The organism is Burkholderia sp. YIM B11467 (genome assembly GCF_052952715.1).
The window spans coordinates 468,964-493,034 of record NZ_JBQVSQ010000005.1 but is presented as its reverse complement, the minus strand read 5'-3'; the positions used below and the strand labels follow the sequence as shown (position 1 = coordinate 493,034).

The 24,071-nt window shown below is 65.7% G+C and carries 22 protein-coding genes; 15 read left to right on the top strand and 7 right to left on the bottom strand.

The annotated features are described in order from the left end of the window. Positions 1-98 precede the first annotated feature (98 nt). Positions 99-1,520 carry a collagen-like triple helix repeat-containing protein gene (locus ACTRWB_RS20650; protein ID WP_446903096.1) on the bottom strand — a complete coding sequence of 474 codons (1,422 nt, stop codon included), beginning with the start codon at positions 1,518-1,520 and terminating at the stop codon, positions 99-101. Positions 1,521-1,560: 40 nt separating this feature from the next. Continuing rightward, complete coding sequence (locus ACTRWB_RS20645) at positions 1,561-3,381, bottom strand: collagen-like triple helix repeat-containing protein (RefSeq protein ID WP_446903095.1); 1,821 nt, start codon at positions 3,379-3,381, stop codon at positions 1,561-1,563. A gap of 677 nt (positions 3,382-4,058) precedes the next feature. Between ACTRWB_RS20645 and ACTRWB_RS20640 the strand changes: the two genes are divergently transcribed. The 14 genes from ACTRWB_RS20640 to ACTRWB_RS20575 all read left to right on the top strand — a co-directional run bounded on the left by ACTRWB_RS20640 (position 4,059) and on the right by ACTRWB_RS20575 (position 17,524). After that, positions 4,059-4,229 (top strand): Flp family type IVb pilin, encoded by a 171-nt coding sequence (locus ACTRWB_RS20640; protein ID WP_129514414.1) that lies wholly within the window; start codon positions 4,059-4,061, stop codon positions 4,227-4,229. A gap of 88 nt (positions 4,230-4,317) precedes the next feature. Continuing rightward, positions 4,318-4,812, top strand: a complete 495-nt coding sequence (locus ACTRWB_RS20635) for an A24 family peptidase (RefSeq protein WP_419687147.1) — start codon at positions 4,318-4,320, stop codon at positions 4,810-4,812. A 2-nt stretch (positions 4,813-4,814) separates the two neighbouring features. Then, positions 4,815-5,303 carry a TadE/TadG family type IV pilus assembly protein gene (locus ACTRWB_RS20630; RefSeq protein WP_446903094.1) on the top strand — a complete coding sequence of 163 codons (489 nt, stop codon included), beginning with the start codon at positions 4,815-4,817 and terminating at the stop codon, positions 5,301-5,303. Positions 5,304-5,398: 95 nt separating this feature from the next. Beyond that, the gene (gene cpaB, locus ACTRWB_RS20625) at positions 5,399-6,301 is read left to right on the top strand and encodes a Flp pilus assembly protein CpaB (protein WP_446903093.1); all 903 of its coding nucleotides are present in this window, start codon (positions 5,399-5,401) and stop codon (positions 6,299-6,301) included. A gap of 53 nt (positions 6,302-6,354) precedes the next feature. Beyond that, positions 6,355-7,686, top strand: coding sequence for a type II and III secretion system protein family protein (locus ACTRWB_RS20620; RefSeq protein WP_419687152.1), 1,332 nt, complete (start codon positions 6,355-6,357; stop codon positions 7,684-7,686). 75 nt (positions 7,687-7,761) lie between these two features. Beyond that, positions 7,762-9,000: a fimbrial protein gene (locus tag ACTRWB_RS20615; RefSeq protein ID WP_446903092.1), complete on the top strand. Its 1,239-nt coding sequence runs from the start codon at positions 7,762-7,764 to the stop codon at positions 8,998-9,000. Positions 9,001-9,003: 3 nt separating this feature from the next. Then, a complete protein-coding gene (locus ACTRWB_RS20610) occupies positions 9,004-10,347 on the top strand; it encodes a CpaF family protein (protein ID WP_446903091.1) in 1,344 nt (447 codons plus the stop codon). Then, positions 10,340-11,320: a type II secretion system F family protein gene (locus ACTRWB_RS20605; RefSeq protein WP_446903090.1), complete on the top strand. Its 981-nt coding sequence runs from the start codon at positions 10,340-10,342 to the stop codon at positions 11,318-11,320. The genes ACTRWB_RS20610 and ACTRWB_RS20605 overlap by 8 nt, the downstream gene beginning before the upstream one ends. A 4-nt stretch (positions 11,321-11,324) precedes the next feature. Then, complete coding sequence (locus ACTRWB_RS20600) at positions 11,325-12,323, top strand: type II secretion system F family protein (protein ID WP_419687156.1); 999 nt, start codon at positions 11,325-11,327, stop codon at positions 12,321-12,323. A gap of 29 nt (positions 12,324-12,352) precedes the next feature. Continuing rightward, complete coding sequence (locus ACTRWB_RS20595) at positions 12,353-13,180, top strand: pilus assembly protein (RefSeq protein ID WP_129514423.1); 828 nt, start codon at positions 12,353-12,355, stop codon at positions 13,178-13,180. A gap of 23 nt (positions 13,181-13,203) precedes the next feature. Further along, positions 13,204-13,533 carry a DUF3613 domain-containing protein gene (locus ACTRWB_RS20590; RefSeq protein WP_419687158.1) on the top strand — a complete coding sequence of 110 codons (330 nt, stop codon included), beginning with the start codon at positions 13,204-13,206 and terminating at the stop codon, positions 13,531-13,533. A 12-nt stretch (positions 13,534-13,545) separates the two neighbouring features. Next, positions 13,546-15,357 (top strand): TadG family pilus assembly protein, encoded by a 1,812-nt coding sequence (locus tag ACTRWB_RS20585; protein WP_446903089.1) that lies wholly within the window; start codon positions 13,546-13,548, stop codon positions 15,355-15,357. 13 nt (positions 15,358-15,370) lie between these two features. Next, positions 15,371-16,762 (top strand): sigma 54-interacting transcriptional regulator, encoded by a 1,392-nt coding sequence (locus tag ACTRWB_RS20580; protein WP_446903088.1) that lies wholly within the window; start codon positions 15,371-15,373, stop codon positions 16,760-16,762. A gap of 54 nt (positions 16,763-16,816) precedes the next feature. After that, on the top strand, positions 16,817-17,524 hold the full coding sequence (locus ACTRWB_RS20575; protein WP_048243978.1) for a DUF2968 domain-containing protein: 708 nt from the start codon (positions 16,817-16,819) through the stop codon (positions 17,522-17,524). An 80-nt stretch (positions 17,525-17,604) separates the two neighbouring features. Here ACTRWB_RS20575 and hfq read toward each other — a convergent pair whose 3' ends face one another. Beyond that, entirely contained in the window at positions 17,605-18,177 is a 573-nt protein-coding gene (gene hfq / locus ACTRWB_RS20570; RefSeq protein WP_412023397.1) for an RNA chaperone Hfq, read from the bottom strand. A gap of 295 nt (positions 18,178-18,472) precedes the next feature. Here hfq and ACTRWB_RS20565 point away from each other — a divergent pair, with 295 nt between their 5' ends. Continuing rightward, a complete protein-coding gene (locus ACTRWB_RS20565; protein ID WP_129514427.1) occupies positions 18,473-18,757 on the top strand; it encodes a PXPV repeat protein in 285 nt (94 codons plus the stop codon). Between the two features lie 27 nt (positions 18,758-18,784). On the opposite strand, the gene ACTRWB_RS20560 is transcribed toward ACTRWB_RS20565, so the two are convergent. From ACTRWB_RS20560 to ACTRWB_RS20545, 4 genes are all read right to left on the bottom strand, one after another. Continuing rightward, positions 18,785-19,702, bottom strand: coding sequence for a DUF1571 domain-containing protein (locus ACTRWB_RS20560; RefSeq protein WP_446903087.1), 918 nt, complete (start codon positions 19,700-19,702; stop codon positions 18,785-18,787). Positions 19,703-19,731: 29 nt separating this feature from the next. Next, complete coding sequence (locus ACTRWB_RS20555; RefSeq protein ID WP_446903086.1) at positions 19,732-21,486, bottom strand: AMP-binding protein; 1,755 nt, start codon at positions 21,484-21,486, stop codon at positions 19,732-19,734. A gap of 155 nt (positions 21,487-21,641) precedes the next feature. Then, complete coding sequence (locus ACTRWB_RS20550; protein WP_446903085.1) at positions 21,642-22,460, bottom strand: TetR/AcrR family transcriptional regulator; 819 nt, start codon at positions 22,458-22,460, stop codon at positions 21,642-21,644. A gap of 215 nt (positions 22,461-22,675) precedes the next feature. Then, a complete protein-coding gene (locus tag ACTRWB_RS20545; protein ID WP_129514430.1) occupies positions 22,676-23,896 on the bottom strand; it encodes an MFS transporter in 1,221 nt (406 codons plus the stop codon). Positions 23,897-24,071: the final 175 nt, after the last annotated feature.

The window sequence follows — 24,071 nt, the reverse complement described above, 5'->3', positions numbered from 1 at the left end:
CGCGCGACACCAGGGTGTCGCGCGCCGCGTGCCGCCATGCCGGATGTATTGGTACGGCCGCGCCATCCGCTCCGGCTGCGGAGGCGCGACCGTCCTCCTTACTTGCCAACGCTACCCAGCGTGCCCAGCAACCCCGTTACCGGCGCAAGCAGACCTGTCGAGCCGCCGCCCGACGATGCCGTACCCGAGACGCTGCCGATCAGCGACGTGACCGGCGCGAGCGGGCTCGAACCCCCGGATCCTGCTGCACCGCCCACTGCTCCCGTGACAGTATTCAGCAAACCGGTGACCGGCGCGAGAGGGTTTGCACTGCCTGCGCCGCCCGTTGCGCCGCCGAGCGTGCCCGTGACCGTCGACACGAGATTCGTGACGGGGGCGAGCGGGCCGCCGCTGCCGCCGGCCGCGCCGCTCAGTGCGCCGGTAACCGTGGAGACGAGGCCGGTGACCGGTGCGAGCGGGCCGCTGCCCGAGCCGCCCGCTGCACCGCCAAGTGCGCCCGTGAGCGAGCCGAGCGGCGTCGAGCCGAGACCCGACAGCAGGCCGCCGAGCGGGTTCGTCGAGCTGGAACCCGACGACGTGCCGTTCTGGACGTTAGCCGTCGAGCCGCCGACGAGGCTCGTGATCAGGCCGGGGATCGGTGCCGCGCCGTTCGGACCGTTCGGGTTGACGAGGCCGCCCGCGTTGGTCACGGTGTTGCCGACCGCGGTCACGAGCTGACCGACGTCGCCGACGAGCGGCTGGCTCGACGTGCCGCCGACCTGCTTGCCGGCCGAGCTGATCGCGCCGCCGACCTGGCCGAGCAGGCCAGAGACGGGTTGACCGAGGCCCGTCGTCGTGCCGACCTGTTGCGTGACCTGGCCGGCGGTGATCACGAGCGGCGTGATCGCCGAGCTGAGCGGCTGCGTAACCTGCTGCACGGCACCCGACGACAGTGTCGAACCGATTGTCGTGCCGGCGGCCGTCAGGCCGTTGGCGACCGTGTCGAGCACGGTGCCGACCGGAGTCGTGACCGGCGCGAGCGGCGCGAGCGGGCCCGTGCCGAGTGCCTTGACCGTCGAACTCAGGCCGGAAACCGTGTTGCTTGTCGCGCCGACGACATTGCCGAGACCGGCGACCGTCGTGCCGACCGGATCCTTCGTCGAGCCGATCTGTCCCAGCCCGTTGCTTACGGCATCGGCGGCTGCACCGACGATCGTGCCGGTGCTGGAGAGCGTGCTGCCGACGCCCTTCGTCACGCCGTCGCCGAGGCCCGGCAGGCTGATGTTGCCAACCGTGCTGCCGAGATCGGTGGCCGTCTGGCCGACCGTGCTGACGACACCCTTCGTGCCGGTGGACGTGCCGCTGGTGCCACTTGTGCTGGGCGTGCCGCTCGTGCTGCTCTGGCCGTTGTTGCTGCTGGTCGGCGGCGAGCTGACGCCGCCGCCGCCGCAGGCGGCCAGCAGGCAGGCTGCGGCGAAGGCGGTGAGGGGTACGCGCCACTGGCGCAGGGCTGCCGTCGTGAGGGAACGTTGCTGGGACATGAAGGACTCCTCGCTGTCTTTTCGATGAATGGATATTGGTTTACTTGCCGTGCGTGCCGCCGAGCAGGCCGCCGATCAGCGACGTGACGGGTGCGAGCGGATTCGACGACGAGCCCGAGTTCGTGACTGCACCCGTACCGCCGGTCAATGCCGGTGCGCCGACCGCGCTGGTGACCGTGGACACCACGTTCGTCACCGGAGCGAGCGGGCTGCTGCCGCCCGAGCCGCCCGTCGCGCCGCCGAGTGCGCCCGTGACTGCGCCGAGGAGACCCGTGACCGGCGCGAGCGGGCCGCCGCTCGTACCGCCCGTTGCACCGCCGAGTGCGCCGGTGACCGTCGAGACGAGGCCGGTGACCGGGGCGAGCGGACCGCCGCTGCCGCCTGCTGCGCCACCCAGTGCGCCGGTGACCGTCGAGACGAGACCGGTGACCGGGGCGAGCGGACCGCCGCTGCCGCCTGCTGCGCCACCCAGTGCGCCGGTGACCGTCGAGACGAGACCGGTGACCGGGGCGAGCGGACCGCCGCTGCCGCCTGCTGCGCCACCCAGTGCGCCGGTGACAGTGGAGACGAGGCCGGTGACCGGAGCGAGCGGGCCGCCGCTGCCGCCTGCTGCGCCACCCAGTGCGCCGGTGACGGTAGAGACGAGGCCGGTGACCGGAGCGAGCGGGCCGCCGCTGCCACCCGTTGCGCCGCCGAGTGCGCCGGTGACGGTGGAGACGAGACCGGTGACCGGAGCGAGCGGGCCGCTGCCGCCACCCGTTGCACCACCCAGTGCGCCGGTGACGGTCGAGACGAGGCCCGTGAGCGGTGCGAGCGGGTTGGTCACGCCACCGGTGCCGCCCGTAAGCAGGCCGCCGACGGCCTTCACGGTGTTGCCGGTCGACGAGACGGTGTTGCCGAGGCCCGTCGTGACCGGGTTGCCGCCCGTCGACGCGAGCAGCGCACCGGCCTGGTTCAGGCCATTGCCGATCGTGCCGAGCAGCGTGTTGACGGGCGCGCCGAGGCCGGTCGCCGTGCCGATCGTCTGGGTGGTCTGGCCGACCATCGTCGTGATCGGCGTGATGGCCGAGCTGACCGTCTGCGTGACTTGCTGGATCGGGCCGGTCGACAGCACGTTGGTGAGCGTGTTGCCGCCGTTCGATACGGCGCCGCCGAGCGTCGACACGAGGCCGCCGACGGCGCCCGTGACCGGTGCGAGCGGCGACAGCGGGCCGCTGCCGAGGCTCGTGACCAGGTTGCCCGTCTGCGTGACTGCGCCGCCGAGCTGATTGACCACGCCGCCCGTGCTGGCGACCGTGGTGCCGATCGGATCCTTCGTCGCGCCGAGTTGGCCGAGACCGTTGCCGAGGCCGTTGCCGAGTGCGGTAACGGCGCCGCCTACGCTTTGCACGATGCCGCCCGCGGCTTGCGTGGTGGCCGGGTTGACGCCCGGCAGTGACTGGCCGGAGATGACGGTGCCGAGACCCGAGACGGTCCCGCCGACACCCGTGACGATATTGCTGCCGCTTGCGAGGACAGTTCCCACTGCGTTCGACGACACACCCGAGGTGCCGGAGGTGCCGCTTGTTCCCGAGGTGCCGCTGGTGCCGGACGTGCCGCTCGTTCCCGAGGTGCCGGTGCCGCTGGTGCCGGAGGTTCCGCTCGTGCCCGACGTACCACTGGTGCCGGAGGTGCCGCTCGTGCCCGAGCCGCCGCCGCCCGACGTGGAGATCGCATCGCCGGTGCCCGAGCTGGAGCCGCCGCCGAGGCCTTGGCTGATGGAACCGGAGCCGCCGCACGCGGAGAGGGAAAGCATGGCTGCAACGGTGGCCGCGATCAGAGTCGTCCGGAACACGCCATGGGGGATAACCTTGATGTCCATTTCATCCTCGCATTAAAAATGTCTTGTGAACTTCGTTGTGTTGAGTGGTGCGAGGACTACTCTGCAACTGTCGTGCCATTTCGATGGCCGACGGTTCGACGACAGGTTTTAAACGAGGCAATTCCTTGTCGGAAAAGGAAGTTATGGAAATTGAAAGATTGTTGAATCTGTTTAAGTGCAGACGAATGAGAACGGTTTCGGCCGTTTCGTAACGTAACGTCACAACATTGGCGTTACGCGTGCGACGTAACGTGGGGCCCCTACGGGCTTGGTGGACAGGGCAATTGTTTTACTGGTGGATTAGGTGTGCACATCTAACCTATCGTAAATCCTATGTGTAAGACGTACCGAAACGCCGTACAAATACGTTGTGCTCACGGTCATTTTTTTCGATCCATGTCGTTAAAAGAGGTTGGAAGTTAAATAGGATCGGATATAGAATCCGGAGCAGATGTAAGCAAATGTACGGTTCGGTACACAACGTTCGAGGAGGGTCACTATCGCGAATGTTAACTTGCATCAAATCGTGAGACATGCCCCTCGGGGCGACCTATAAAGAAAGCGCACCCGGTTGACGCTAACGCAGATGTGGCGAACGACGCGGGGCAAGGGCCAGATATGCGGGGATGTATACGTATAAAAGGCCAAAGAACGTAAATACAGGCACGAGGAATAAAATGAAAGCAATGATGATTCGCTTCCTTAAGGAAGAAGACGGGGTTACCGCAGTCGAGTACGGACTCATCGCCGGACTGGTCGCCGTCGCTCTTGTCACTGCCGTCGGCACATTGACGGGTGGCATCTCGGGGGCGTTTACCTACATCGCCAACCAGTTGCCGAAGGCGTAACGAGCGAGCTTTTGCTCATCTCCCTGTTGTTAGGGGCGCGGATTGCTTCGGCAATCCGCGTAGGTAAGTTTTGCCGCTCGGGGCGTAAATGATCCTGCTAACTGGCGTCGGGGTTTTCCTCGCGTGGGCGGTGCTCGTCGCGCTCGAGGACATCCGTCATAGGCGTATACCGAATTCACTGGTGATCGGTGGATTCGTGTCTGCATTTGTACTCTCCGGACATAATCCATTTGGCATATCCGTGAATCAGGCGCTGATTGGCGCATTGATCGGCATTGTCAGTCTTTTCCCATTTTTCGTACTGCGCATAATGGGTGCCGCGGATGTCAAGGTATTCGCGGTGCTTGGCGCGTGGTGCGGCCCCCATGCGTTGTTTTGGCTCTGGATCGTGGCGAGCCTGCTCGCGTTCGCCCATGCCGGCGCGCTGGTCTTCGCAACCCGTACGCCCGTATCCGCGTTGTGGCAGCGGCGCTCGCCGACACTGGAGATCGCCGGTTTCCGGGCATCGCCGTATGCCGCGTTTCTCGTGATTCCGGCGGTGCTGTGGTGCGGGTACCGGATTGCGACCGGGGGGATGCAATGACGATGATTCATTCTGTCCCCGGAATGCGGCGTCGCGAGCGGGGTTCGACGGCGGTCGAATTCGCACTGATGCTGCCGGTGTTCTTTCTGATCCTGTACGCGATCATCACGTACGGAATGATCTTCGCCGCGCAGCAAAACCTGACGCTTGCGGCGACGGAAGGCGCACGCGCCGCGTTGAACTATCAGCAGGTCGGAGCGGCTGCGTCGGTGCAGGCAGCGCAGCAAGCCGCGCTCGCGGCGCGGGCCCAGGCCGCCTGCACGGCCGCAACGAATCTGACCACGTGGCTGAAGGGGGCGACGTGCGCGCAGACACAACAAGGCAGCTGTTCGTACGATGCGACGATGTTATGCGTGCAGATCACGCTGACCTATCCGTACTCGCAGAACCCACTGATCCCGTCGTTCCCGCTGCTCGGTTCGCTGTTGCCGGTGCCGTCGACGCTCACCGGAACGGCGATGGTGCAGATCAGCCCGGTCAACATCATTTAGACGACAGCGATGGTGTCGTGCCGGGTCGAGGGCGCCCGGTCGTCAACGTTGCGCGGAGAATTCAATCGTGAGTAGCGGGGAAACATAACAACATCATGGCCAACAATCTGACGAAGATCATTGCGGGCTTGCTGATCGCGATCGCGGTCCTGCTCGGCGTCTATGCGTGGATGCTCGGACGCAAGCCCGCGGACGTCACGCCGGTTGCGTCGACGGTCGCGACGCAAAGCGTGCCTGTCGTCGTGGCAACACGGCCATTGCAAGCCGGCCAGCCGATTCCGGCCGATGCACTGAAGGTTCAGCAGTCGACCGCCGCGCCGCAGGGCGCGTTCGCCGATCCGCTGCAGCTGGTCGGCCGCATCCCGGCTGCCGACATTCCGGCGCAGGCGGCCATCGTCGCAAGCGCACTGTCGTCCGGCCTTGCCGAGCAGATCGAGCCGGGAGAGCGGGCCGTCGCGATCAAGGTCGACGAAACCAACGCGGTCGGTAACCGTGTGCGGCCCGGCAACTATGTCGACGTGTTCCTGAACCTGAAACGCGACGGGACTGGCGTGGCGATAGGCGGGACGTCGACGGCCGAGATCGTGAATACGCAGGCACGGCTGCTGATGTCGAAGATCCGCGTGCTGTCGTTTGGCGACGCAACGACCGAGCGCGACAGTTCGAACGGCTCCGTGGTCGGCATGCGGACCGCGGTGCTTGCCGTGCCGACCGCGCAGGTTGACGCACTGACGCTCGCCGAGCAGAGCGGCCGGCTCGTGCTCGCCCTTCGCAACCCGCGCGACGACGATGTCGCGGCGCAGACCGTCGCGGTTCGCGTGGGTGACGACAAGAGCCCGTCGGCGCTTGCTGCTTCTGGCGTGGTGCTCGGAGAGTTGTCGAAGAGTGCGACGACAGCGCCGGCCCCGCGTGCGGCGCCGCGGCTGGTCACGCGGCATACGAGCGGCGGCAGCATCGAAGTGATTCGGGGTGGGCGGACCGAAACGGTCGCCTACTGAGCGGCACGAAGACGACAACCAGAGAAGGGGGGCGGTTCGATGCCTCCAAAACAATGAAAAAGAAACTGATTGGATTAGCTATTGCATTGAGCGCGCTGGCCATGCCGCCGCTGTCGGACGCGGCCGACACGAGCGGGACGATCAGCCTGGCGGTCGGCGCGCAACGGCAGATCGCGACGGGGCATGCGCTGCAGCGGGTTGCGGTCGGCGATCCGTCGGTTGCCGACGTGCTCGTCGTGAAGGGCGGGCATGGCGGCGTGCTGCTCGTCGCGAAGAACGCCGGGGCGACGAACGTGATGATCTGGGAGCGCGGTCGCGACGAGCCGACCGTCTACAACGTGAATGTCACAAGCGGCGCGGCACGTGCACTGCTCGACGGCGCATCGCCGAGCGTGAATACGTACGGCGGTACGACGGTGATCGGCGGTGCGTCCGGGACGCTCGACGGGCATCAGCGGGCGGTTCATGCGGCGAAGTCGGTCAGCGGCAAGGACGGGACGACCATCGATGCGTCGACGATCTCCGGCAAGAACGTCGTGCAGGTCGACGTGCGCGTCGTCGAATTCAGCCGTACGGTGCTGAAGCAGGCGGGTCTCAACTTCTTCAAGCAGAGCAACGGCTTTTCGTTCGGCGCATTCGCGCCGACGGGGCTGACATCGATTACCGGGACGCCGGGTGGCTCGCTCACGTACAACACGAACGTGCCGATTTCGTCGGCGTTCAATCTCGTCGTCAATTCGATGTCGCGCGGGTTGTTCGCCGACCTGTCGATTCTCGAGGCGAACAATCTCGCCCGCGTGCTCGCGCAGCCCACGCTCGTCGCGTTGTCCGGCCAGAGCGCGAACTTCCTCGCGGGTGGTGAGATTCCGGTGCCGGTCCCGCAATCGCTCGGCACGATCTCGATCGAATGGAAGCCCTATGGTGTCGGGCTGACCGTCACGCCGACCGTGCTGAACCCGCGCCGGATCGCGCTGAAGGTCGCGCCCGAGTCGAGCCAGCTCGACTTTGTGCACTCGATCACGATCAACGGCGTCCAGGTGCCGGCGCTGACGACGCGGCGCGCGGATACGACCGTCGAGCTCGGCGATGGCGAAAGCTTCGTAATCGGCGGTTTGATCGACCGCGAGACCACGTCCAACGTCAACAAGGTGCCGTTCCTGGGGGATCTGCCCATCATCGGCGCGTTTTTCAAGAATCTGAGCTACCAGCAAGCCGACAAGGAACTCGTGATCATCGTTACGCCGCATCTCGTCGCGCCGATCGCGCAGGGTGCACCGCTGCCGGCGACCCCGGGCGAGCTGTCAGAGCAGCGCGACGGTCCCGTGTGGCGTTCGTATCTGGGCGGCATGGCATCGCCGGACGCAGGGCCGGGGTTCTCGAAATGAGCGCGCCGAATTGTTACGGGACAGCGCAGGCCGTCGCGCACGACGCGATGCCTTGCTTCATTGGGAGTATCCAAGATGAATGCGAGAACCTATTCTTTGGCTGAGCCCGCCGTCACCGACCACTTCGTCTGCGCATCCTCGCATGCGGAGCGCGTGCAATGGCTGTCTCGGTCGCTGGTCTCGGCCGGCGCGGTCGAGGGGGCGCCGCTCGACGGTGCGGCGCTGTCGCAGCGAATCGGCGTATTGAATCCGGCACTGGTATTCATCGATTTCTCGGGGGATTGCGCGGCGGCGAGTACGGTTGTGGCTGCGGTGCGCGTGTCGCATCCGGGTGTGCCGGTCGTTGCGCTGGGCTCGCTCGCGCAACCCGAGGGCGCACTCGCCGCGCTGCGCGCGGGGGTACGCGACTTCGTCGATTTTTCCGCACCGGCCGACGAGGCGCTGCGCATCACGCGTGTGTTGCTCGACAACGCCGGCGAGCCGGCGCATCGCCACGGCAAGGTCACTGCGTTGCTCGGCGCGCGCGCCGGGATGGGGGTGAGCACGCTCGCCGCGAACCTGTCGATACTGATGCAGCGGCGAGCCGCCGATCCCGCGCACGCAGCCGCGCTCCTCGATCTCGGGTTGCCGGCTGGTGACGGCGCGCTGTTCCTGAACACGCGCTGCGAATTCCATTTCGTCGAGGCGGTGCGCAACCTGCGCCGGATCGACCGCACGTTCGTGACGACCGCGCTCGCGCGCCATTCGAGCGGCGCCGCGCTGACGACGCTGCCACCGAACCTCGCCGATCTGCGTGAAGTGGCAACCGCGTCGTGCGCGGCGTTGCTGAACCGGCTGCGGGCGTTCTTCGATCACCAGATCGTCGATCTCGGCGGTTTCCCGAATCGCGAATTCATTGCGCAGGTCGTGAATCTTGCGGACGAGGCATGGCTCGTTTGCGACCAGGGCGTGGCATCGGTCGTATCGGCAGTCGAGATGCTGGACGGGTTGCGCGAGGTGGGTGCCGCGACCGAACGGATCCGGCTCGTCGTCAACCAGTTCGACGCCGAGCTCGGGCTGATGCCCGCGCAGATCGCCGAACGGCTGGGGCTGTCGCTGGTCGCGACGCTGCCGTCGCGGCGCGTATCGATCGGACATGCCGCGAACCAGGGCAAGCTGATTGCCGAGGTCGCGGAGCGCGATCCGTACGTGCGTGCGCTCGGGTCGCTGGTCGAGCACCTTGCGGGTACGCCGTCGCCGGGAGCGGCACAGCGTGCGTCGGGCGGCCTGTCGGCACTCAGGCGAATCATTCAATCCTCTACGAAGCGGTCGTAAGCGATGGCACAGGACATTCAATTTGCCGACGGCGCAGCGCCGTTTTCGCAATCGCAACAGTTCCACGACATCAAGAATGCCGCACACGAGCATCTGCTCACGCGGATCGAGGAACTGGGCGCCGAATTCGGCCGTTGGTCGCGGCAGGCGATCAACCAGTTCGTCGATCTCGAAATCGACAGCTTCGTGCGGCTGCGGCGGATCCCGCTCAACGAGAGCGAGGTGCGTGCGATTGCCGAGGCGCTGACGAAGGAGCTCGCCGGCTTCGGGCCGATCGAGGACCTGCTGGCGGATCCGCACGTCGAAGACATCCTGATCAACGGCTACAACGACATCTATGTGTCGCGGCACGGGATTCTGTCGAAGCTGCCGATCCGTTTCACCGATAACGCCCATCTGCTGCGGATCGTGCGACGGATTCTCGCGCCGGTCGGCCGGCGGCTCGACGAATCGAATCCGATGGTCGATGCGCGGCTGCCCGACGGCGGGCGTGTCAACGTGGTGATCGAACCGCTGTCGATCGACGGCCCGGTCGTGTCGATCCGGAAGTTCCGCAAGGATCCGCTGAAACCCGAGGACCTGCTCGGCAACGGCACCTACAACGAGGAAATCGGCCGGCTGCTCGAGGCTGCGGTCGAGGCGCGCTGCAATGTCCTCGTGTCGGGTGGCACCAGTTCGGGCAAGACGTCGCTGCTGAATGCGCTCGCGTTCCACATTCCGATGGCGGAACGCGTCGTGACGATCGAGGATACGGCCGAACTGTCGCTGAATCACCCGCACGTCGTACGGCTCGAGAGCCGCCCGGGCGGCTTCGACGGGAGCGGCGTCGTGTCGATTCGCGACTTGCTGCGAAACACGTTGCGGATGCGGCCGGACCGGATCATCGTCGGCGAAGTGCGTGGCGGCGAAGTGCTCGAAATGCTGCAGGCGATGAATACGGGCCACGACGGATCGATGGGCACCGTGCACGCGAGTTCGCCGCGCGAGTGTCTGTACCGGCTCGAGATGCTTGCCGGCTTCGCCGGCTTTCAAGGCACCGAGGCCAGTCTGCGCCGGCAGATCGCCAACGCGATCGATTTCATCGTGCAGATCGGTCGACTGTCCAACGGCCGTCGGCGCATCCTGTCGATCACCGAAGTCACCGGCATGTCGGACAACATCGTATCGACCCAGGAACTGTATCGCTACGAGGCGCGCGTCACGGCGGAGGGCGACGAGATCGATCATTGGGAGTCGCTCGGCATTCATCCGCATTCGCCGAAGCTTGCGCGCTTCCGCAACACGCTTGTGGCGAGCGGCGGCGGATTCGGCGGCAACTTCGGGCGAGGCGGAGGCTTCAATGTCTAGCGTCAGCTTGCTCGCGCTGATGTTCGCGCTGATCTGCGCGGCAGCCGGGTTGCTGTTGTGGCGCGGAAGCCAGGTACGGGAAGGGCGTGCACACACGCAACGGTTCTTCGACAGCCGGGTGGGACAGGGTGCGCGCGCCGCAGCGTCGGCGGGTGACGCGCGCACCGCGCGTGCCGCGGCGGCCGGTACGGTGAACGCGCAGGAGCCGGAACAAGGGTTCGCGCGCTGGCGCACGTCGGTGTTCGATGCATGGACGGTATTGTCCGACCGCGCGGGTCTCGACGAGATTCGCGCCGGCCTCGTGCTGGCGCTTGCGATCATCGCGCTGCTCGCACTGTGGGCCGGCGCGGCCGGCGGGGTGCTCGCGGCGGCGGCCGCGCTCGTTGCGGGCGGCGTGCTCGTCGTGCTTTGGATCACGTCGCGAATCAGCCGGCGCCGCCTGAAGATCGTTCGTCAGTTGCCGTCGTTTCTCGACGGAATCGTGCGGCTGGTTACCCTGGGAAACAGCGTGCCGGCGGCGTTCCAGTCGGCGCTCCAGACGGCCGAGATGCCGCTGCGCCGCTGCCTCGACGACGTGTCGCAGATGCTGCGCTCCGGCGTCGAGATCGATCGCGCGATGCTGCAGATCGCGCACAGGTATCGCATCCGCGAATTCGAACTGGTCGGCGCGGTGCTGCGTCTGTCGGTCCGCTACGGCGGGCGGGCGGACGTGATGCTCGACCGGATGTCGACATTCATGCGCGATCTCGAGCAGGCGGAACGCGAGCTGTCCGCGATGTCGGCCGAGACCCGGTTGTCCGCCTGGGTGCTGGCGCTGTTGCCGATCGCGGTCGGCAGCTTCGTCATCGCCACGAGCCCACGCTACTTCACGGTGATGTGGAACGACGATGCCGGGCGTCAGCTGATCTATCTGGCATTCGTGCTGCAGGCGATGGGCGGCTTCTGGCTGTACCGGCTCGCGCGGTTGAGGTGAATCGATGGATGCAAACCGTTTAGGCGCGCTTGCGCTGGTGCTCGGATCGATCGGCGTGCTGCTGCTTGCCGCGCTCGCGATCGTTCGCGTCATGCTCGTGCAGCGTGCCGAACGTGCACTGGTGAATGCGCTCGACCGCCGCACCGCGGCGATCGAAGCGGCCGCCGTGCGAGCCGGTTCCGCCGAACCTGCGCGCGATGCCGCCGCACCCGCTGCGCCGCGCGCACGTTTCGCGGGGCTGCGCACGCGTTTCGAAAATGTCGGGATGCGATGGCTCGAGACCGGCTTCAGCCGTTATCTGATTGCCGACGAGGATCGTCAGCTGCTGGAACAGTGCGGTTTCGTCGACGTCCGCGCAAGAGCGCTGTTCGTCAGCGCGCGCATTGCCTCCGCGATCCTGCTGCCGGCGCTTACCGTGCTGGTACTGGTCAGTCGCGGGCACGAGACGCGCTGGCTGCTCTGGATCTCCGTCGCGCTCGTGACCGGATACATGCTGCCGAAAATCTACGTGCGCCGGCGGGCCACCGCGCGCCGGCAGAGCATTGCGGCCGAGTTGCCGCTGCTCGTCGACATGTTGCGGCTGCTGCAGGGCGTCGGCCTGTCGCTCGACCAGAGCATCCAGGTCGTCACGCACGATTTTGAGACCATGCTGCCCGTGCTGTCGTGGGAGCTTGGCGTGGCGCAACGGCAGTTCGCGGCCGGACGCACGCGCGAACAATCGCTGCAACGCCTCACCAACAGTTTCGACAACGAGGATCTGCGCGCGATCGTGCGATTGCTGATTCAAGTGGACAAGCACGGCGGCGCGGTGCAGGAGCCGCTGAAGCAGTTCGGCGACCGCCTGCGTGAAGGGCGTCGTGCGACGCTGCGCGAGCAGATCGGTCGACTGACGGTGAAGATGACTGGCGTGATGATCATCACGCTGTTGCCTGCACTGTTGATCGTTACCGCGGGGCCCGGGATCATGACCGTGCTGTCCGCGCTTGCCGCGATTCAACGCTGATGCGGCATGAGGGGAAGGAGCGACACAAGATGAATCGATTTGGTTGGATCCGCACGATCGCAGGCGCGACGGCGTTCACGTTGCTCGCCAGCGGGTGCTCGCTGTTCAAGGAATCCGGATACGGGATCGGTGCGCAGGCCGAACGCGGCGCGCTGATGCAGGCCGCTGCCGACAAGAGTGCGCCGCCCGATACGCCGGGCATGTACCTGGGCCTGATCGAGCGGATGCAGGGGCAGGGATTGTATTTTGCGTCGCTGGCGCACATCGACCAGTACGAAAAACAATATGGCGCATCACCGGACACGATCCTGCTTCGCGCCGACGCATTGCGCGCGACCGGCCAGTACGACGCCGGCGTGGCCGCCTATACGAAGCTGCTGACGACGCCGCTCGCCGCGCGCGGCTATCGCGGGTTGGGCCTGACCGCCGGCGCACGCGGTGATTTTGCGCTTGCCGGGCAGCAACTCGAACAGGCGACCGTGCTTGCGCCGACCGATGCGGCGACGCTGTCCGATCTCGCGTATTCGAGGATGCGCGAAGGCGATCTGGCGGGGGCTCGCGTGCCGCTGCTGAAGGCGGCTGAACTCGAACAGAAGAACCCGAAAATCCTCAGCAACTTTGTGCTTTATCTGCTCGTGAGCGGTCACGCGAAGGACGCGCGGCGGCTGATGGATCAGCAGAAACTTTCGCCGGCGGTGCGCGGCGAGATTCGCGACGACGAGACGAAGGTCACGGCCGCGATACGCGCGAAGCAACGTGCAATCGCACACACGCCAGGCAGTGCGTCCGTGCCGTCGGTTGCGAGCAGCGACAACATCGATCTTGCCGTCCCGCTGCTGCAGCGTTTCGCGCGATAACGACGATATTCACGGAGGCCATCATGTTTCACCTTTCCTCAATCCGCGGGCGGGCCGCGTGCATCGCATTCGCGTGCACGCTTTGCGCGGGTGTCGCCCATGCGCAAGGCAACCCGCCGGCGTCCGAAATCGATCATGCAACGAATGCGCTGCTCGACCTGCAGCGCTCGAATCGTGCGGCGGCCGCACCTCAGCCTATCGACGGTGCGGCCGGCACATACGCCTATCAGCGCTATCTCGACTCGTTCAAGACGCCGATTCCGCAGTGGTTCGGCACGATGTCGGCGTCGGGCGGCGGCAGCAGTGGAGGCAGCGGCAGCGGCGGAGTGTCCGGTAGCGACCTCGCGCACTGACGGAGCGAAACGGTGAAGACCCGACACAGCGGCGGCGCATTCCGCCTCGCGTCACGACAGCGGGGGGCGTTCTCGGTGATGGCGATCATCGCGACGCTGATCGCCATCACGACGCTCGGCGCGATCGGCGTCGGTAATCTCTTTTACCAGCGTCGGGACGTGCAACGGATTGCCGACATGGCCGCGCTCGCGGCCGTGCAGCGCATGGATGACGCATGCGGGCAGCCGACCGCCACCGCGACCAGCAATGCGCAGTCGAACGGGCTCAATACGTCGAATGGCGACACGATCAGTGTCGAATGCGGTCGCTGGGATACGGCGGTCAACCCGAAACCCAGCTACTACGTGGCCGCGACCCCCGGGACCACGCAGTTGAACGCGGCCAAGGTGATCGTTACGCGTCAGGTGCCGTTCTTCTTCGTCGGGCCACCGCAGCCGGTGTCCGCGGTATCGACCGCACGCTCGACGAACATCGATACGTTCTCGGTCGGTGCAACCCTTGCCGCACTCGGCGGCGTCGGTTGCGCCGGAGGATCCGCACCGACGTCCGGTAATCCGGGGCTCGTCAACGGACTGATCGGCGGGCTGCTTGGCGCCAGCCTGAATCTGAACATCGGGTCGTATCAAGCGCTCGCCTGCACGAACGTGAAGGTCGGCGACCTCGTCGTGGCCGCGGGCGTCGGCACGGTCGATCAGTTGCTCGCGCTGAAGCTCACGTTGCCGCAACTGATTCAACTGATGGTGAACGCGGCAACGCAAACGTCCGTCGCGAACGCAAATCTGCAGGCGGGCCTCGCCACGCTGCAGACGATTCTGAGCGCCAACGTTCCGGGGACGTCGATCGGCCTCGGCGGGGCGGGCGGATTGCTCAACGTTGCGCTTGCGGATACGCAGGCAGCGCTCAACGCGCAGGTGGATCTGCTCGACCTGCTGCTCGTCGGCGCCGAGATCGCTGCAACGGGCCAGCCGGCGGTCACGGTCAACGTGCCGTCGCTGAATCTCGGCGGGCTGACGGGGACGCAGTTGCAGGTGCAGATCATCAGCCCGCCGTCGATCGGCATCGGCGAGGGCGGGATCGATCCGTCGACGGGAACGTGGCGGACGACCGCTTCGACTGCCGCGGTGGGGGTGTATCTCAATGTCGATCTTGGCACGGCGCAGTTGCCGCTGCTGGGCGCGTTGCTGGCTTTGCTCAGCGTGAAAGTCGATGTCAATCTGCCGATCTATCTGCAAGTGGGTACCGGCACCGCGACGTTGAACTCGACACAATGTGCCGCCACGCAGGCGGCGAGCACCGTCGTCATTACCGCGCAACCGGGCGTGGCCAATCTGTGCATCGGCCAGCCGCCGCTCGATTCGTCCGGCAAGATCAGCCTGTCGTCGACTTACAGTTGCAAGTCGCCCGGGCAGATCATCAACGCGAATGTGCTGGGGATTGCGCAGCTGACGGCGACCTTGTCCAATGTATCGGTTCAGGTACAAGGCGCTTCCCAATCGCATACCTTCAATGGCGTACCGGGAATCGATGCGGACTACTGGACGGTGAACTCGAATGCGCTCGGCTCGGCGCTCAGTTCGGCGCTGACGCAACTCGCGGCCGCGAATATCAACGTCAACCTCGGTGTGTTCGGCGCCAACGTTCTGTCGGTCCCGGGGAATTTCGTCTCCACGTTGCTCACATTTTTGACCGGCCTGCTCGGCCCGCTCCTTTCGAGCCTCGATGCAGTCCTCGTACCGTTGCTGAATCTGCTTGGCGTCCAGGTCGGCGCGGCGACGGTCCACCAGATCTCGCTCAACTGCGGGGTCGCCCAAACGGTTTACTGAATAAGCAGATCCGATGAGAACCACGCCCGCAATCGAAGAGCTCGACCTGTACGTCTGGGAAGGCAAGGCGGACATTGTCGACCGCGTCGCCCGATGCATGGCGAGCTTCGACGTCGAAGTGATCCGCGCGGACAACGCGGAGATCTCGCCCGAACGCGCCGCATTGCGGCCGTCGCTGGCGATCATCAGCGTGACGATGATCGAAATCGGCGCAGCGTTCCTGCGCGACTGGCAGGCCAACATCGGCATGCCGGTCGTCTGGGTCGGCGCGGCGCGCGACCACGATTCGTCGCAGTATCCGCCCGAGTATTCGCATATCCTGCCGCTCGACTTCACCTGCGCCGAACTGCGCGGAATGATCGGCAAGCTCGTCACGCAACTGCGTGCGCACGCGGCCGAAACGTCTCAGCCGTCCGAACTCGTCGCGCACTCGGAATCGATGCAGGCACTGCTGCACGAAGTCGACACGTTCGCCGACTGCGACACCAACGTGCTGCTGCACGGCGAAACCGGTGTCGGCAAGGAGCGCATCGCGCAGTTGCTGCACGAAAAGCATTCGCGCTACCGGCACGGCGAATTCGTGCCGGTGAACTGCGGCGCGATTCCCGACGGCCTGTTCGAATCGCTGTTCTTCGGCCATGCGAAAGGGTCGTTCACGGGCGCGGTTGTTGCGCATAAAGGCTATTTCGAACAGGCGGGAGGCGGCACGCTGTTCCTCGACGAAGTCGGCGATCTGCCGCTGTACCAGCAGGTCAAGCTGCTGCGCGTGCTCGAGGACGGCGCGGTGCTGCGCGTCGGCGCGACGGCGCCGATCAAGGTCGATTTCCGCCTGGTCGCGGCGAGCAACAAGAAGCTGCCGCAGCTCGTGAAGGACGGGCTGTTCCGCGCGGATCTCTACTACCGGCTCGCGGTGATCGAGTTGAGCATTCCGTCGCTGGAAGAGCGCGGCGCAGTCGACAAGATCGCGCTGTTCAAGTCGTTCGTCGCACAGGTCGTGGGCGAGGAGCGGCTCGCCGAGTTGTCCGATCTGCCGTACTGGCTGACGGATTCGGTGGCGGACAGCTATTTCCCCGGCAACGTGCGCGAACTGCGCAACCTCGCCGAGCGGGTCGGCGTGACGGTGCGGCAGACCGGCGGGTGGGATGCCGCACGGCTGCAGCGGCTGATCGCGCACGCGCGCAACTCGGCCCAGCCGGTGCCGGCGGAGAGCGCGGCCGAGGTCTTCGTCGATCGCAGCAAGTGGGACATGAACGAGCGCAATCGCGTCATCGCGGCGCTCGACGCAAATGGCTGGCGGCGCCAGGACACGGCGCAGCAGCTCGGCATCAGCCGCAAGGTACTGTGGGAAAAAATGCGCAAATATCAGATCTTCGACGAAGAGCCCGAGACACGCGAAAGCGAGTAATTAATGAGATAAAATCGCGCTGAATTACAACGACACGGGCGGGAATAAAACTTCATGAGCCATATGACGGGGTTGGGGCGGGCGTGCGTGTTGCTCGCCATGGTGGGAGGCATTCAGGGCGCTTACGCGCAGGGGTTGGCAGACAGCACTTCGCCGGCGGTGCAGCAGGCGTCGGCGCCGGTGGCCGCGATTCCGGTGATCGATCAGCAGGTCCAGACGTCGGTGCAGCCGCAGGCGGGCGAATCGACGGGGCCGAGCACGGTCGACGACCTGCAGCGCCAGATCCAGGCGCACACGCTGACGGAAATGCGCACGAGCTACAACGGCAGCTACGGTGCGAGCCTGCTGTTCAACGTGAAGGACGGTGCGTACTTCGTCGCGCTGTTCCAGCAGAAGGCGTTCTGGCGCGTGATCAAGACCTTCGACGAAACGCGTGCGGAAGCGATCTATCGCGATTTCTCGCGCCAGGCGGAGCGGCTGGCCGTCAACGAACTGCGCGCGGCGAAGCTGGAATCGCAGAAGGCGCAAATGGACAAGCAGATCGAAGTCACGCAGGACCGTGCGCGGCGTCTGCAGGCTGATATCTCGATCGCGCGCCAGCAGCAGGCGGCGGTCGCGGATCGCCAGAAGAGCGTCCGCAGCGAGACGACGGCGTTGCAGGCCCAGCAGGCCGAACTCCAGTCGCAATTGCGTGCATTGCAGCAGCAGGTGCGTTCGCTGCAGCGCGAGGCCGACGCGGGCCTGCCGACGACGGCACGCTGAACTCGGCGGCGGCGGTGCGGCGACATGCCGCGCCGGCCGCACAAGGAAAAAGGGCAAGCCGGTTGGCTTGCCCTTTTGTTTTACTGGCCGTCCGGCACGATTCGCCGACGGCGCGTGACGATCACCGGCCCGTTGCCGCCGCGTGAATCCGACGGCGACGTGTTGCCGGACGCGTCGCCGGTGTCGCGCGGCGCGCCGTAGCTTTCACGCGGTTCGCGCGGTGCACTGTAGCCTTCGCGGGGTTCGCGCGGCGCGCCGTAGCCTTCGCGCGGCTCACGCGAGCCGTAACCCTCGCGCGGCTCGCGGGAGCCGTAGCCGCCGTCGCCGCGCGATTCGCGCGAGCCGCCGTGCGAACCGTACGGGCTGTGACCGCCGCCTTCACGGCCGCCGGGGCGACCGCCGGTGCGCGGACCGCGGGGGCCGCCGCCGCCCGGGCGCGAGCCGCCCGTGTCGAGCTGGATCGTGGAAATCGCGCGCTTGTAGATGCCTTGCAGACCCACGGGGGTGCGCAGCATCACCAGGTACTGGTCGAACGACTCGATACACCCCGTCAGACGAATGCCGTTGACGAGATAGATTTCAACGCGCTTACGTTCCTTGCGCGCCGAATTGATGAAGTCGTTTTGCGGATGGGATTCTGCGGGATTGGCCATTGAGGTGCGGCAGGAGCCTGCGTCAGAGAATATGTTGTGCGTGTGTGTGGCGTGTTCGTCCACAAGCCGTTTGGCGGAATTCTACCCTGTTCGATCGGGAAGCGCGCAGCCGTGATTGTGTCGAACCGTAACCCACTATAGACGTTGCAGCGCATTTTCGCGATTAGGCCGAATGGCCAAAGCCGTTTCGTTACGTCGCGTTACGACTCTCGCAGCACCGTATCACCTTGGTGTGCGCGCGGCGCTTACATTGGCGTCGCGAGCCGGGCGGGCCGGTATATCAGGGATCCAGAACATGAACAAGAGGCGATGGGCAGGGTGGGTCGGGGGCGTGGCGTTGCTGGCCTCCGGCAGTGCAATGGCGGGGCATGTCGATCTGTCGGTCGGCATCGGCGTACCGGTCGCACCGGTCTATGTCGAGCCGGCGCCGGTCTATGTAGCGCCGCAGCCGGCCGTGGTCGCTTATCCGGGCTACGGATACGGCTACTACGGCGACGAGGACGACGATCGCTACCGGAAGTGGCACCGGCACTATGACAAGCATTGGCGCAAGCACCACGGCGACGATGACGACGATTGATCCGAAGTTCGACCCCGTCGGCGCGCATCAGAACGCGTAGTCGGGGTTTTTCGGGTCGAATGCCGTGTCGTCGAGCGTCGCCGGCGCGATTTTCTCGATGACGATCCGCTCGAAGATCCTGCCGTCGTTGTCATAGGACTCGACGGTCCGGAAATAGGGCGCATGCAGGTCGAGCCCGAGGGTTTCCTTCTTTGCGTAGAACTGCGGCCGGCCGGTCGGCGTTTCGTACGTGAGCGCGACGACGCGCACGCCGCCGATCGTCTTCGCTTCCACCTGGGTCGGTCGCTGCACGCCGGCTTCCTCGTATTTCTTCCCTTCGGTCAGGTACAGGTTCGTGATGAACTCGGTGCCGAGATCCTTCACCTGGTGATTCGACTGGGCGCGCGCGAGTGCGCCGTCGAGTGCCGTCCACAGCGGAATCTTGCCGAGCAGGCCGCCGAGATGGCCGTACATCTCGTCCTTGCGCTGCGTCGTGTCGTAGATGGTCTCCTGTCCGGCATGCGCACCGCCCGGCAGCCATTTTGCATACACCCGCAGCGGCTCGCGGGTGGTCTTCACGAGCATGCGGTCGGGCGTGTCGGACCATTTCCCGCTGATGCGCTCCTGGCGCACCATCGTGAACTGGTACGACGGATAACCGTTAGGACCGTTACGGATATAGAGCGGCACGGCGAGCGGATCGAGTGCCTTGAAGAGCGCCGTGAGCGTCGCGTCGTCGAGTTGCGCGAGCGTGCCGCGCTGCGCGGCCGCGCGCAGCCAGCGCGCCTGCTGTGCAACCGGCTCGTGCGTGACCTTCGCCAGGTCCGCCGGCAGCGCGATGCCCTGCGCCGCGCTCGCGGCGTCGGCCGTTTCCTGCGCATGCAGGCCGGCCTGCGCGAACGACAGCATGCACGCAACTGCCGCGGTGGCGCCAAGCCGCGCGCGGTACTTCATTCCTTCGTTCATCGACAGCGTCTCCCGGAGCGATGGATCGTTCAGCCTTGCTTCGCGGCCTTGATTTTGGCGAGTTCCTCGTCGCGCAGCGCGCGGCGCAGGATCTTGCCGACGTTCGTCTGCGGCAACGCGTCGCGGAATTCGACGAATTTCGGCATCTTGTAGCCGGTCAGGTTCTTGCGGCAGTGCGCGAGCACGTCGTCGACGGTGAGCGACGGGTCGCGGCGCACGACGAACACCTTGATCCGTTCGCCCTGCACGTCGTCCGGAATGCCGATCGCCGCGGCTTCGCTGATGCCCGGGTGCATCACGAGCACTTCCTCGATCTCGTTCGGATACACGTTGAAGCCCGACACGAGGATCATGTCCTTCTTGCGGTCGATGAGGCGGATGAAACCGCGTTCGTCCATCACGCCGATGTCGCCGGTGCCCAGCCAGCCGTCGGCGTCGATCACCTTTGCCGTTTCGTCGGGGCGCTGCCAGTAGCCGCGCATCACCTGCGGACCGTGCACGCACAGCTCGCCGGGCTCGCCGATGGCGGCCCAGGTGCCGTCCTCGCGGCGAAAGCGCACGACGGTGGACGGCGCGGGAAGGCCGACCGAGCCGCTGAACGCGGCCATGTCGTTCAGGTCCACGGGATTCATCGTGACGATCGGCGAGCATTCGGTCAGGCCGTAGCCTTCGACGACCGGCCGGCCCGTCACCTGCTGGAAGCGCTCCGCGACCGCGCGCTGCATCGCCATGCCGCCCGCCATCGCGAGCTTGAGTTTCGAAAAGTCGCGCTGGCGGAATTCCTCGTTGTCGAGGAACGCGTTGTACAGCGTGTTGATGCCGGTGATCCCCGTGAACGTTTCGTTGCGGATGATCTTCATCACCATCTTCATGTCGCGCGGGTTCGCGATCAGGATGTTGCGCCCGCCGAGCCCCATGAAGATGAACGCATTCACCGTCAGCGAATAGATGTGATAGAGCGGTAGCGGCGTGAGCACGGTTTCGACGTCACCCGAGACCTGGTCGGCGATCCATGACTTTGCCTGCAGCAGATTCGCGATCAGGTTGCCGTGCGTGAGCATCGCGCCTTTCGCGACGCCCGTCGTGCCGCCCGTGTATTGCAGGAACGCAAGATCGTCGCGCGTCGTCTGCACCGGCTGCGGTTTGCCGCGCGCGCCGAGCGCGAGTGCGGAGCGCAGCCGGGTTGCCTGCGGCAGGTGGTAGGCCGGCACCAGCTTCTTGACGTGCTTCAACACGAAATTGATCAGGCGTCCTTTCGCATTGAAGCCGTCGGCGAGCAGGTCGCCGAGCGCGGTGACGACGATGTTCTTCACCTGCGTGTCCGGCAGCGCGTCCTGCAGCGTGCTCGCGAAGTTCTCGAACACGACGATCGTCTGCGCGCCGCTGTCCTTCAGCTGGTGCGTAAGCTCGCGTGCGGTGTAGAGCGGATTGACGTTGACGACGATCGCGCCGGCCTTCAGCGTGCCGAACAGCGCGACCGGGTACTGGAACGTGTTCGGCAGCATGATCGCGACGCGGTCGCCGGGCTTCACGCCGATGCTTTGCAGATACGATGCGAATGCGTCGACTTTCCCGGCGAGCGTGCGATAGGTCATCGATGCGCCTGCGCTCACGTACGCGACGCGGTCGGCGAAGCGGGTCGTGCATTCGTCGAAGAACTGCACGAGCGACGCGTATTGCGTGACGTCGATTTCGTGCGGTACGCCGGGCGGGTACGACGCGTACCAGATGCCGTCGGTGTTCGGCGGAACCTGGGCCGCTGCGGATGCTGCGGAAGCTGACATGACGTATCTCCGGTCTTTGCTTTCGGCACCGGCAGGCGCGTTATCACCTGCCGGTACGTGATGCTTCGCGGTCGATCAGCACGGGCGCCTCGGCGCCCCGCGTGACCGCGCGTATGAAAAATCGTGAACAGGAAGCCGCGCGTGGCCCCGCGCGTTCAGTTCGTGGAATGCAGCGTCGCCGTATCGGCAGCCGCCGCACCCGGCAGCAGCCCGAATGCTTCGCTCGCCCCCGCGTCGTCGAGTACCGCCGCGAAGATCGACAACTGCGCGCTGTCGGGCATCGGTGCCTTCAGCGCGGCGACGATCAGCGACGACAGCCGCGCGATCATCTGCACGTCGTTCATCGTGCGGCCTTGCGAGAACTCGTCGATCAGGCTTTCCGTTTCGGCACCCGCGAGCGCGCCGGACAGCGCGCCGATCGCGAAGTGCAGCCGCCAGCCGAGCTCGGTGCGCGGCAGATGCGGCAACGCGCGCTGGAACGCATCGAAGAAGCGGCCCGCGACGCTCGCGTAGTGCGCGGTCAGGAAGTTGCGCACGAACGGCGAGGGATCGGTGTACGCGCGGCCGATCAGCCGGAGGAACCCGGGCCCGCCGCGGTCGGGATTGCGTGATGCCTTCAGCGCGGGAATGAACATCGCGCCGAGTACGTGCTCGCAGGTGATGTGCGTGCCGAGTTGCGCATCGAAGCGGTCGAGGATGCCGAGGCGCTCCTGGTTGAGCTGGTCGAGCCTGCGCGACAGCATCGCGTGGATCAGCGCTTCCTTGCTGCCGAAGTGATAGTTGACCGCGGCGAGGTTGACCGCCGCGCGCGACGTGATCTGCCGCATCGACATCGCCTCGAAGCCGTGTTCGATGAACAGATCCTCGGCCGCATCGAGGATGCGTGCCTTCGTCCCTCCCGTCTGCCGAGCGCCGGATGACCGCGCCCCGGACGGTCGTCCAACGGACGGTCGCCCCTCCTGACTTACTGCCATGTTCCGCCTCCCATGCCGGTTGCCCGGCCGCGAACAGGTGATTTGATTATCTGATTCAAACAGTCGTTTTTATTAAGATAAAAAATCGCGGGCCGAGCGGGCAAGCGGGGAATCTGGACAAATTCCTCTAGTTCGATGTGCGAATGCGGAAAGTATTGAGCGCGGCCCCGGCGGGGCGGGGCACGCGCGATGGTGCGGTGCGGCAATGCGCGGATCTAGCTGACGGCGCTACGCGTATTGACCGATTGCGTCATGTCGATGCCGCGCCGCTCGCGGCTGAACAGGATAAGCACGGCGATCACGACGGCGACGATGCCGGCCACGAGCGCGAGTGCCAGGCTGTAATTGTTGCCGTGCGAAACGGCGAGCGATGCCTGCATCGTCGCGTTGCCTGACGCGAGCAGGTTGCCGAGCTGGTAGACGACGCCGGGGAAGGTCGCCCGGATTTCGTCGGGCGAGATCTCGTTCAGGTGAACCGGAATCACGCCCCACGCACCCTGTACCGAGATCTGCATCAGGAACGCACCGGCGGCGAGGGCAATCGGGCCGCTCGAGAACGCCCACAGCGGCAGCACGGGCAGCGCGATCAGCGCGGCGATGAAGATCGCGCGACGCCGGCCGATCCGCTCCGAGATCGCGCCGAACGACAGGCCGCCGACGATCGCACCGATGTTCAGCACGATCGTGATCCACGACACGGTATGCGGATCGAAGTGATGCTGTTCGCGCAGGAACGTCGGATAAAGATCCTGCGTGCCGTGCGAGAAGAAGTTGAACGCGGTCATCAGCACGATCGCGTAGATCGTGAGCTTCCAGTTCTGCTTCAGCGTGGCCCCGAGGCTCGGGCGCGGGCGCTTCTCCATCTGCTTCCACGCCGGCGATTCGGGCACGTGCGAACGCACGTACAGCACGAGCAGCGCGGGCAGCACGCCGACCATGAACATGCCGCGCCAGCCGATGTACTGGTAGAAGAGGCCGAACACGACGGACGCGAGCAGGTATCCGCTCGGATAGCCGGCCTGCAGCAGGCCCGACACGAGGCCACGCGCATGGGTCGGCACGGTCTCCATCGTCAGCGCGGAGCCGACGCCCCATTCGCCGCCCATCGCGATGCCGAACAGCGCGCGCAGCACGAGCAGCGCGGTCAGGCTCGGCGCGAAACCCGACGCGAGTTCGAGCAGCGAATAGCACGCGATGTTGACCATCAGCGTCGGGCGTCGGCCGAAGCGATCGGCGAGCCGGCCGAAGATCAGCGCGCCGATCGGGCGCATCGCGAGCGTCAGCGTGAGCGCGAACGCGACGGCTGGGATCGTCGACGAGAATTCCGCGGCGATGTCCTTCAGCACGAAAACCATCAGGAAAAAATCGAACGCGTCGAGCGTCCAGCCCAGGTAGGCGGCGATCGTGACGTTGCGTTGTTCGCGGGTCCAGCTCATGTCCGAGGTCTCCTCGTTGGCTTGCGCGCTCACGATGTGCATGCGGATGCCGGCCCGGCTTGCGCGCGGTGCGGGGGCATTGATCGAGTGTAGGCCGCCGCGCCGCGCGATGTGGGGCGCGATAACGTCGAATCGGGAATAATCCCTACGAAATGAACTGTTTCGAAAACGGAAA